Raw genomic sequence first — 11,197 nt, forward strand, 5'->3', positions numbered from 1 at the left:
TATTCGTTGATTGGATCACCCGGCGCGCCGGCTCGCGAGCGCGTTGCCGGCCCGGCTTGCAGCCTTGCGGCCGAGGTGGCGCATGATGAACTGGCCGGCGTCCACGACGGCATCGAGATCAACGCCGGTCCGGACCCCTAGCCCGTGCAGCATGTACAACACGTCCTCCGTCGCGACGTTTCCGGTCGCGCCTTTCGCATACGGACAGCCGCCCAGCCCGGCCACCGACGCGTGGAAGATCGCGATGCCGACTTCCAGGCTGGCGTAGATGTTCGCCAGCGCCTGTCCATAGGTGTCGTGGAAGTGTCCCGACAGGCGCCCGACCGGAAACTCGGCGGCGGCGCGTGCCATCACCTGCTGCACCTGGAGGGGGGTGCCGACGCCGATCGTGTCGGCAATGTCGATCTCGTCGCAGCCGAGATCGCGCATGCGCCGCACGACGTCGGCCACGCTGTCGGCCGGCACCACTCCCTGGTAGGGACAGCCGAACGCGCAGCTGATGCTGCCGCGCAGGCGCAGCCCGTGCGCCCGCGCCGCCGCCGCGACGTCGCGGAACCGTTCGATTGATTCCTCGATGGAGCAGTTGATGTTTTTCTGGGAAAAGGCCTCCGATGCGGAGCCGAAAATCACGACTTCCCCGGCACCGGCGGCCAGCGCGCCGTCCAGTCCCTTCATGTTGGGCGTGAGCGCCGAATAGACGACTCCCGGCCTGCGGCGGATGGCGGCCATCACTTCCGCCGACGTCGCCATCTGCGGCACCCATTTCGACGACACGAACGACGCGGTCTCGATGTTCACGAAGCCGGACGCCGTCAACCGGTCGATCAACTCGACCTTGACTGCGACCGGTATCGTTTCCTTCTCGTTCTGCAGGCCGTCGCGCGGCCCCACCTCGACGACTTTTACCTGATCGGGCAATGCCATGTTCGCTCCTTTCACGCGGCCTTGAACGCCAGCAGTTGCGCGCCGTCCGCCACCTGGTCGCCGACCGCGTACAGCAGGTCCTCGACCAGGCCGTCGGATGGCGCGGCGATCGTGTGCTCCATCTTCATCGCCTCCATGATCAAGAGGGGCGCCCCCTTCTGCACCTGCTGGTTCCTTTCGACCAGCAGGGCCACGATCTTGCCCGGCATCGGCGCCGTCAGGCGGCCCCCCTTGGCCTCTGCTTCGCCGGCGTGGACCATCGGATCGCGATAGTCCAGGACGACATGCTCGCCCTGCCACCAGACGTGGAGCACGGACCCGTCGCGCACAACCGTGCCGCGCACCACCGCGTGTCCCACGCGCAGCGTGAAGTCGCGACCGGCGCAGGCGCTCAGCCGCACGTGTTCGATAGCCTCCGCGCAGGCCAGGCGCCAGCCATCGTCTCCATAGGTGACCGTCACCCGGACGTCGCCGTCGTCCGCGCCGAATTCGAGTACACGCGCCAGCGCGGCGTTCATGCGCCAGCCCCGGGTCGATGCCCACACGTCGCGTTCGGCCCGGCGTTCGCCGGCTAGGATCGCGACCGTAGCCAGCGCGACAACCGGCAACGGCACCGGGCGTGGCGGCGGAAACAGGTCATCGTGATAGCGGACGATCAGTCCGGTATCCAGGTCGGCATCCGAGAACGGACGGCTCAGCACAAGGCGCCTGAGGAACGCGACATTGCTGGCAAGGCCAACGATCTGGTAGTCCGCCAGGGCCTGCGCCATCAACGCCAGCGCCGCCGCGCGGTCCTGCCCCCACACGATGAGCTTGGCGATCATCGGGTCGTAGAAGGGCGAGATCGCGTCACCCTCGCGCACGCCGCTGTCGATGCGTACGATGCCGCCTGTCTCCGGCGCCGGTGGCGTCGTGAAATGCACGGCGGCAGGTGTGCGCAGGTGGCGGAGCCGACCGATCGACGGCAGGAAGCCCTTCTCGGGATTTTCCGCGTAGATGCGCGCTTCCAGCGCATGGCCGTGGATGGTCAGCTCGTCCTGGCGCTTCGGCAGCGGCTGGCCGGCTGCGACCCGCAGCTGCCATTCGACGAGGTCGGTACCGGTGATCATTTCCGTCACCGGATGCTCGACCTGCAGCCGGGTGTTCATCTCCATGAAATAGAACGACCCGTCCTGGTTCGCGATGAATTCGACGGTGCCGGCGCCGACGTAGCCCACCGCGCGCGCCGCGGCCACGGCCGCCTCGCCCATCGCCCTGCGCCTCTCCTGCGTCATGCCTGGCGCGGGCGCCTCTTCCAGCACCTTCTGGTGGCGGCGCTGCACGGAGCAGTCGCGCTCGAACAGGTAGACGCAGTTGCCGAGGGTATCGGCGAAGACCTGGATCTCGATATGGCGCGGCCGCGTGAGATATTTTTCCACCAGCACCCGGTCGTCGCCGAAACTGGCAATCGCCTCGCGCTTGCAGGACTTCAGCGCGTCGGCAAAGTCTTCGTGACGCTCCACCACGCGCATGCCCTTGCCGCCGCCGCCGGCGCTGGCCTTCAACAGCACGGGATAGCCGATGCGGTCGGCCTGCTCGCGCAGGAATTCCACGTCCTGGCGCTCGCCATGGTAGCCCGGCACCAGAGGGACGTCGGCCTCCTCCATCACGCGCTTGGCCTCGGATTTGGATCCCATCGCGTGGATCGCGCCCACTGGCGGCCCGATAAATACGAGGCCGGCTTCCGCGCAGGCCCGGGCGAAGTCTTCGTTCTCGGACAGGAAGCCGTAGCCCGGGTGGATCGCCTGCGCGCCGGTCGCAAGCGCCGCCGCGATGATCGTGTCGCCGCGCAGGTAGCTGTCCCTTGCGGCCGCGGGGCCGATCGGCACGGCCTCGTCGCACGCCGCCACGTGCCTGGCATCGGCGTCGGCCTCGGAATACACGGCGACGGTACGGATGCCCATGCGCTGCGCGGTCGCGGCGACCCGGCAGGCGATCTCGCCGCGATTGGCGATCAGTATTTTGCTGAACATTTTATTTGTGCTCGATAGATTGGTCTGGATGAGATTCACTGGCACCACGACGGCTTGCGTTTTTCCAGGAACGACTGGATGCCCTCCCGGCCTTCGTTCGACGCGCGGATGTCGGCGATCCTGACGACCGTATCGTTCACCAGCGCGTCATCGATGGACCTGCCGGCGACGTCCTGGACGAGGCGCTTGGCCTCCCTGACGGCGTTCGGGCTCGCCGCCACGAGCGCACGCACAATCCCCGCCACCCGCTCGTCGAGGGCGTCGGCCGGTGCCAGTTCATGCACGAACCCTAGGCGGTGCGCCTCGGCCGCCGGGATGATCTCGGCGGTCAGGAAAAAGCGTCGCGACGCCTGCGCGCCCAGCGCCTTGACCACGTACGGCGAGATCGTCGCGGGAATCAGGCCGAGCCTGGTCTCGGACAGGCAGAACTTCACGCCCTCGCCCGCGACGACGACGTCGCACGCGGCGGCCAGCCCGACACCGCCCGCATAACAGTCGCCCTGGATCCGCGCGACGACGGGTTTCGAGCACCGGTAGATCGACTGGAGCATGCGCGCGAGGCGGCCGGCGTCGTCGAGGTTCTCGGCGTGGCTGTATCCGGCCATTTTCTTCATCCAGTTCAGGTCCGCGCCGGCACAGAATGCCTGGCCGTGCGCCGCCAGCACGACCGCGCGGACGTCGGTGCGTTCGTCCAGCATGTCGAACACCCGGGTGAGTTCAGCGATTGCCGTCTCGTCGAAGGCATTGCGTACGTCGGGACGGTTCAGCCATACAGTGGCCACGCGCCCTTCCTGCGTCAGTTGCAGCGTCTGGAATTCCATATCGTCTCCTACATCCGGAATACGCCGAACTTCGTGTCCTCGATCGGCGCGTTCAACGCGGCCGAAAGACCCAGGCCCAGCACCATGCGGGTGTCGGCCGGATCGATCACGCCGTCGTCCCACAGGCGTGCCGACGCGTAGTACGGGTGGCCCTGCGTTTCGTACTGAGCACGAATCGGCGCCTTGAACGCTTCCTCCTCTTGCGCGCCCCAGTTGCCGCCCCGGGCCTCGATACCGTCGCGCTTGACCGTCGCGAGCACGCCGGCAGCCTGCTCACCACCCATCACAGAGATGCGTGCGTTCGGCCACATCCACAAAAAGCGCGGCGAGAAGGCGCGGCCGCACATGCCGTAGTTGCCGGCGCCGAAGCTGCCGCCGATGATCACGGTGAATTTCGGTACGGCGGCCGTGGCGACCGCGGTCACCATCTTCGCGCCGTTGCGGGCAATGCCTTCATTCTCGTATTTGCGGCCCACCATGAAGCCCGTGATGTTCTGCAGGAAGACGAGCGGGATTTTTCTCTGGCAGCACAATTCGATGAAGTGCGTGCCCTTCAGTGCGGACTCCGAGAACAGGATGCCGTTGTTGGCGATGATCCCGACCTTCATGCCGAAGATATGGGAGAAGCCGCAGACGAGCGTCGTGCCGTATCTCGCCTTGAACTCGTCGAACGCGCTGCCGTCGACGATGCGCGCGATGACCTCGCGCACGTCGAACGGCTTGCGCGTATCGGTCGGAATCACCCCGTACAGCTCGTGCGCCGCGTAGTTCGGCTCGACCGGTTCGCGGCGCGCCCCCTGTTGCGGTTTCACGCGGTTCAGGTTCGAGACGATGGTGCGCGCCAGTGCCAGCGCATGCGTGTCGTTCTGCGCCAGGTGGTCGGCCACACCGGACAATCGCGTGTGCACGTCGCCCCCGCCCAGTTCCTCCGCCGTGACGACTTCGCCTGTGGCCGCCTTCACGAGCGGCGGGCCACCCAGGAAGATCGTGCCCTGTTCCTTGACGATGATGGATTCGTCGCTCATCGCCGGCACGTACGCGCCACCGGCCGTGCACGAGCCCATCACGACGGCGATCTGCGGGATGCCCTTGGCCGACAGGTTCGCCTGGTTATAAAAGATGCGGCCGAAGTGGTCGCGGTCGGGGAACACGTCGTCCTGGTTCGGCAGGTTGGCGCCACCGGAATCCACGAGGTAAATGCAGGGCAGGTTGTTCTGCTCCGCGATCTCCTGCGCGCGCAGGTGTTTTTTCACCGTCATCGGGTAATACGTGCCGCCCTTGACGGTAGCGTCGTTACAGACGATCACGCATTCCTGGCCCGCGACACGGCCGATGCCCGTGATGATGCCGGCGGCGGGCGCCGCATCGTCGTACATCGCGTAGGCCGCCATCTGGGAGAATTCGAGGAACGGGGTGCCCGGATCGAGCAGCATCTGCACGCGCTCGCGCGGCAGCAGCTTGCCGCGTGCCGTGTGTTTTGCTCGGGCCGCATCGCCGCCGCCCTGCGCGATTTCGGCGACACGCTCACGCAAGTCGTCGACCAGCTTCTGCATCGCGTCCGCATTCGCGCGGAAATCATCGGCGCGTGGATTCAATCGGGATTCGAGAGTCGTCATGGCCGGGCCTTCATTCCGTCTCGGCGAACAGCTCGCGCCCGATCAGCATGCGGCGAATCTCGCTCGTGCCCGCGCCGATCTCGTACAGCTTGGCGTCGCGCCACAGGCGGCCCACCGGATACTCGTTGATGTAGCCGTTGCCGCCCAGCGTCTGGATCGCTTCGCCGGCCATCCACGTCGCTTTTTCCGCGCTGTACAGGATGGCGCCGGCGGCGTCCTTGCGCAGGGCGCGGACCTGTTCCGGGTTCGATGCGCGGTCGCAGGCCTGGCCGACCGCGTAGACATACGCGCGGCATGCCATCATCGTCGAATACATATCCGCGATCTTGCCTTGCATCAGTTGGAACTCACCAATGGCCTGGCCAAACTGCTTGCGCTCGTGAATATACGGGACGACGACGTCCATGCAGGCCGACATGATGCCCAGCGGACCGCCGGAGAGGACGGTGCGTTCGAAATCCAGCCCCGACATCAGCACGTTCACGCCCTTGCCCACGCCACCCAGCACGTTTTCCACGGGCACTTCGCAATCCTGGAACACCAACTCGCCCGTGTGCGAACCGCGCATCCCCAATTTGTCCAGTTTTTGGGCGATCGAAAAACCTTTGAAGCCCTTTTCGATCAGGAAGGCGGTCATGCCGCGCGGGCCGGCCTCGATGTCGGTCTTGGCGTAGACGACGAGGGTGTCGGCGTCCGGGCCGTTCGTGATCCACATCTTGGTGCCGTTCAGCACGTAGCGGTCGCCCTTCAGCTCGGCGCGCAGCTTCATGCTGACGACGTCCGAGCCGGCATTCGGTTCGGACATGGCCAATGCACCGACGTGCTCGCCCGAGATCAGTTTCGGCAGGTATTTGCGCTTCTGCTCGTCGTTGCCGTTGCGCTTGATCTGGTTGACGCACAGGTTCGAGTGGGCGCCGTAAGACAGGCCGACGGAGGCCGACGCGCGCGAGATTTCTTCCATGGCGACGATGTGCGCCAGGTAGCCCATATTGGCGCCGCCGTATTCCTCGCTGACGGTGATGCCGAGCAGGCCCAGTTCGCCCATCTTTTTCCACAGGTCCATCGGGAACTGGTCGGTGCGGTCGATCTCGGCCGCGCGGGGGGCGATTTCGCTCGCGGCGAACTGTTGTACAGCTTCGCGCAGTGCCCGAATGTCTTCCCCGTGATCGAAGCCCAGACCCGGAAGGTCGAGGAATGAATTTGCCATGTTGTCCCCTGTTAGCGAGATGAAAGTAGAGCCGGCGGCGCCGGGCACGGTGCACCGCGGCACATCGGATGTTTTGTGAGTTTAACTCACATTATTTTATTTTCTCGAATTTGTCAAAATGAATGTTGCCTATCATCTCTAGGTTCACTACACTCTATCGATACCAAAATAATGAGCATTACTCAGGCAAGGCCCCAAGTATCAGCCATTGTGAGCTTTACTCAAACTGAATTTATTTGTATAGACAGGCCGACCATCCGCACGGCGACGGGTGCGCGCGCCACCAATCACCGGAGGAGTGAAAGATGCAGCAGTCAAGCTATGTCCATGGGTCACATGACGTGCCGCTCATCGGAGAGACGATCGGGACTCATCTTGCCGGCATCGCGAAACGCTTCAGCGACCGCGACGCACTCGTCGTGGCACACCAGAACATTCGCTGGACGTACCGCGAGCTTCTCGAGCATGTCAACCGCTTCGCGGCCGGGTTGTTGAAGCTTGGGTTGCGCCCCGGCGACCGCGTCGGGATCTGGGCACCGAATTGCGCAGAGTGGATCGTGACGCAGTTCGCGACGGCACAGGCCGGTCTCGTCATGGTCAACATCAATCCGGCGTACCGGCGCTCGGAGCTGCAATACGTGCTCGATAAGGTACAGTGCAGCGCGTTGATCCTCGCACCAAGCTTCAAAAGCAGCGATTACATCGCGATGGTGCAGGATGTCGTGCCCGAACTTCGGGACGCCAGCCCAGGACGTCTGGGCGCGACCAGCCTGCCCCATCTGCGCCACGTCATCCGCCTGGGCACGGATAACACCGTGGGCATGCTGAATTTCGACGACGTCGCCGCCGCAGCTGGCCCCGCCGACCTGGAACGTCTCGCAGAAGTGGCAGCCGGCGTGCAATTCGACGATCCGGTGAACATCCAGTTCACGTCCGGCACCACGGGCGCGCCCAAGGGGGCGACGCTGACGCACCATAACATCCTCAACAACGGCTTCTTCATCGGGGAAACGATGCGCCTGACGGCGCGCGACCGGCTCTGCATCCCGGTGCCGCTCTACCATTGTTTTGGCATGGTCCTAGGCAACCTCGCCTGCATCACCCATGGCGCCGCCATGGTCTTCCCGGGTGAGGGATTCGATGCCAAGGCCGTCCTCGACGTCGTGCAGTCGGAGCGCTGCACGGGCCTGCACGGCGTGCCGACCATGTTCATCGCCATTCTCGACCATCCCGATTTCGCGAAATACGACCTGTCGCATCTCCGCACAGGCATCATGGCCGGCTCGCCCTGCCCGGTCGAGATCATGACCCGGGTTATCCAGCACATGCACATGAGAGAAGTCACGATCGCCTACGGCATGACGGAAACGTCTCCGGTGAGCTTCCAGAGTTCGATCGACGATCCCGTCAACGTCCGGGTATCCACGGTCGGCCGCGTCCATCCTCATCTCGAAGTGAAGATCGTGGACGGCAGCGGACGCGTCGTTCCCCGCGGCGAGAAGGGCGAGCTTCTGACCCGCGGCTACTCCGTAATGCTCGGCTACTGGGGCGACGAGGACAAGACGCGCGAGGCGATCGATGCCGCCGGCTGGATGCACACCGGCGACCTGGCCGTCATCGACGACCAAGGGTATTGCCGGATCGTCGGCCGTTCCAAGGACATGGTGATCCGAGGCGGCGAAAACATATATCCCCGTGAAGTCGAGGAATTCCTGTACCGGCATCCGAAGGTACAGGACGTGCAGTGCGTCGGCGTTCCGGATCCGAAGTATGGCGAAGAACTTTGCGCTTGCATCATCCTGCGCCCAGGTATGGAAGCGGACGCCGATGAGATCCGGGCGTTCTGCTCGGGTCAGATTGCGCACTACAAGATTCCGCGCTACGTGCGGTTCGTCGGCGCCTTCCCGATGACGGTAACCGGAAAGATACAAAAGTACATCCTGCGCGAACAGGTCACATCGGACCTTGGGCTAGCCATGGAATGAAATTGGCGCTGGTATCTAGCCGAAGATCCACTGCGCACGTTATACGACCGGCGTTCGATCACGCCTTCCTGTGTGATCCCTACCCCGTTTTTCGCCGCCTTCGCGAGACGGGTCCGGTGCTGTGACGCGACGACGTGTTCCAGGGTTCTTGGCTGCTGACACGCCACGCGGAGGCGGAGCTTGCGTTGCGCGATCCGCACTTTTCGTCGCAGCGCACGGCCGGATGGATCGGGCGCCCCCCGGGATGGCGTCACCGAAAAGTAATATGCCGCAATATAAAGATTAATCGCCGGGAACACGAATACCCGCAAGACCAAGCCAAAGACTTCGTCAGGGACCAGAAGCCTCTGCTGGCGATATTGCCTACATGCCGGACTTTGGGTGGCGCGGCCGCATGGCTGCCATTCGGGCGCGGCGACGCTGGCGTCCGGCGGTAGCGCGCGCAAAACCGTCGAGGAGGTGCGCCGGAAGCATTTTCACCATGCCATGCAGGACGAGCGGGACCAGCACGAATTCGTCGACCGCGCCGAACACGGGCAAAGCGAAATTCAGTGGCTCAACGGCGAACAACGTCAGGCCAGCCAGCCCGGGCAACAACCACCCGGGACATTCCTCATGCCGGAGCGCGAACCACAGCAGGCGCAGGTCCTGCCCGGCGACCATGCGCCAAAGTGCAAAGATGCGATTCAATGCGCTCTTCTCCATAGCAAAGGGCTTTTCGGTGTCCCGTACATTGGTCCTCCAAGCCCGAACGCAATAGAGAACTGCAAAAGGTTACCGCATTTTAGAAGGCAAAGTACGGCCGAGGCATCGTCCACCCGCGTCGCGGCCCGGCCGTGTTCACCCGCGCCCAAGTGACATTTTCACTTCACAAGTTGCGGCATTTTTGCTTCAACGGACGCCGACGGGTTTGGGCGTTTCACACACGGATTTCTGGGCCGACGGAAGGCCGGGAAATAGCCAGCGGCAAGGCAAACGATTGCATGAAGGCAATAATTGGGAATAGTTCAGGAGTAAGACTCAAGCCAGCTGACACAGCAAACCAGGCGTAGCCGGCATGATAGCTCCTTCAAATTGTCGATGCCGAACAGGATGCCTGCGACTCACAGGCGTGGTTGCAAACTGTTCAAGCAGTAGCAGGACCGCTGAGTTAAAAGCCTCTTGTTGCTTTTCCAGACGTCAGACGAAGAATTGACCGTCAGAGAGAATCAGCCTTAGAACTGGCCCACCGGAATCCAGCGCTTCAGGCACAGACAAGACGCGCTCGATTTTCTTGATCGATGCGGGAAAGGTGGCCCCGGTCTTTTTCTCGAGCTCGGGCAGTGAAATCTGCGCCCACGCCCAGTCCTCAAGAGGTATCGGCCGCTCTGTGATTTTTCCACTTTGCGCGGGCCGGTTCAGGTCAGTTTTACCTGAAATCGCTTACTACAACGACCCGCACTTTTCCTTCATAAAGAGTCGCATATTTAATTCATCGAACCTCTGCCCCTGAAGTAGCAACGGGGCACTTTTTATTTCATAATCGCAAATTTTCTGTATGATAATGTTATTGATATTAGACCGATTGCGATTTGTACCGATGAGAAAACATACGATCCCCAAGCTGTGTGGCCTTGGACTGTTGCTGGCCGCCTTGGCGAGCCCGGCGAAGGCCAATCTGTTCAGGGTCACCGAGCTGCTGGTGCCAAATGTCGAGTCGAGCAGCGTGAGCGCCATCAACAACCGGGGGCAGAGCGTCGGGACCGCAACCACTGCCGACGGCGTGACACACGCGATTTTGTGGTCTGGAGCGGCCGCGCGCGACCTCGGGACGTGGAAGGGATCGATGGTAACGCCGCTTGCGATCAATGATGCGGGGGAGATCGCGGGCTTTGCCAATGCACCTCGCGACGGCCCCCACGCGCTCGTATGGCGCAGCAGCGGCTGGATCGACCTCGGCCATGGCTATGCTCAGGGGATGAACAGCGGCGGGCAGGTGGTCGGTTACGATCAGCGTGGCACCCTTTGGTCGGCTGATTCCGTGACCGATCTAGGCAACGCCCTCGCTCAAGGGATCAATGACGCAGGCGATATCGTGGGCTACCGGTACGCGGCCGGTAACCCGATCGCCGTGGTCTGGCGCAATGGCGTTCTCACAGATCTGGAACGCAACGGCGCTGCGTATAGCATCAACGGAGCCGGCGACATCGTCGGCGAAAGCCGTTCGGCAACGGGGCAGTACCAAGCGACGCTATGGAACGCTCAGGGTAAGAGCCTGCTTGGAACCACAGGCGACGGCGAACATTCGGGCGCCTTCGATATCAACGAAAGGGATCAGGTGGTCGGTTATAACAATACCGGCGCGCTCCTCTGGACAGGACAGAAACAGGTCGATCTCAATGCCGTGCTTGCGAACCCGCCGGGCGGACAGTTCAGGCTGCTGCTCGCAATCGGGATCAACGAAGGTGGACAAATCGCCGCAGTGGGAACCGATGCGAACAATTACATCAGGGGGTATGTGCTGACCCCGATACCCGAGCCGGCCTCCCTAGCGCTGGTCCTCGGCGGGCTTTGCCTTCTGCCCATCGGCGGCAAGCGCGACTTGCGCAGCTGAGCGCCGTCTGGACGCTCTATTGCCGGCTCCCTCAGTTAG

The 11,197-nt window shown here is 63.3% G+C and carries 8 protein-coding genes; 2 read left to right on the forward strand and 6 right to left on the reverse strand.

Going from position 1 to position 11,197, the window contains the following annotated elements:
• Window positions 1-15: 15 nt before the first annotated feature.
• The 5 genes from ACL58G_RS29365 to ACL58G_RS29385 are packed head-to-tail and all read right to left on the reverse strand — an operon-like array spanning window position 16 to window position 6,580.
• Window positions 16-924 (reverse strand): hydroxymethylglutaryl-CoA lyase, encoded by a 909-nt coding sequence (locus tag ACL58G_RS29365; RefSeq protein ID WP_440964012.1) that lies wholly within the window; start codon window positions 922-924, stop codon window positions 16-18.
• A gap of 11 nt (window positions 925-935) precedes the next feature.
• On the reverse strand, window positions 936-2,936 hold the full coding sequence (locus tag ACL58G_RS29370; protein WP_440964013.1) for an acetyl/propionyl/methylcrotonyl-CoA carboxylase subunit alpha: 2,001 nt from the start codon (window positions 2,934-2,936) through the stop codon (window positions 936-938).
• A gap of 35 nt (window positions 2,937-2,971) precedes the next feature.
• Window positions 2,972-3,757, reverse strand: a complete 786-nt coding sequence (locus tag ACL58G_RS29375; protein WP_440964014.1) for an enoyl-CoA hydratase/isomerase family protein — start codon at window positions 3,755-3,757, stop codon at window positions 2,972-2,974.
• Window positions 3,758-3,765: 8 nt separating this feature from the next.
• On the reverse strand, window positions 3,766-5,373 hold the full coding sequence (locus ACL58G_RS29380) for a carboxyl transferase domain-containing protein (RefSeq protein ID WP_440964015.1): 1,608 nt from the start codon (window positions 5,371-5,373) through the stop codon (window positions 3,766-3,768).
• A 10-nt stretch (window positions 5,374-5,383) separates the two neighbouring features.
• Window positions 5,384-6,580 carry an isovaleryl-CoA dehydrogenase gene (locus tag ACL58G_RS29385; RefSeq protein WP_440964016.1) on the reverse strand — a complete coding sequence of 399 codons (1,197 nt, stop codon included), beginning with the start codon at window positions 6,578-6,580 and terminating at the stop codon, window positions 5,384-5,386.
• A gap of 305 nt (window positions 6,581-6,885) precedes the next feature.
• Here ACL58G_RS29385 and ACL58G_RS29390 point away from each other — a divergent pair, with 305 nt between their 5' ends.
• Complete coding sequence (locus ACL58G_RS29390; protein WP_440964017.1) at window positions 6,886-8,565, forward strand: AMP-binding protein; 1,680 nt, start codon at window positions 6,886-6,888, stop codon at window positions 8,563-8,565.
• Window positions 8,566-8,928: 363 nt separating this feature from the next.
• Here ACL58G_RS29390 and ACL58G_RS29395 read toward each other — a convergent pair whose 3' ends face one another.
• Window positions 8,929-9,255 carry a hypothetical protein gene (locus ACL58G_RS29395; RefSeq protein WP_440964018.1) on the reverse strand — a complete coding sequence of 109 codons (327 nt, stop codon included), beginning with the start codon at window positions 9,253-9,255 and terminating at the stop codon, window positions 8,929-8,931.
• A gap of 889 nt (window positions 9,256-10,144) precedes the next feature.
• Here ACL58G_RS29395 and ACL58G_RS29400 point away from each other — a divergent pair.
• Window positions 10,145-11,158: a hypothetical protein gene (locus ACL58G_RS29400; protein WP_440964019.1), complete on the forward strand. Its 1,014-nt coding sequence runs from the start codon at window positions 10,145-10,147 to the stop codon at window positions 11,156-11,158.
• The last annotated feature ends 39 nt before the right edge of the window (window positions 11,159-11,197 follow it).

Origin of the sequence: Massilia sp. GER05, from assembly GCF_052056005.1 — a bacterium.
In the GTDB taxonomy this organism is placed as follows: Bacteria; Pseudomonadota; Gammaproteobacteria; order Burkholderiales; family Burkholderiaceae_D; genus Telluria; species Telluria orientalis.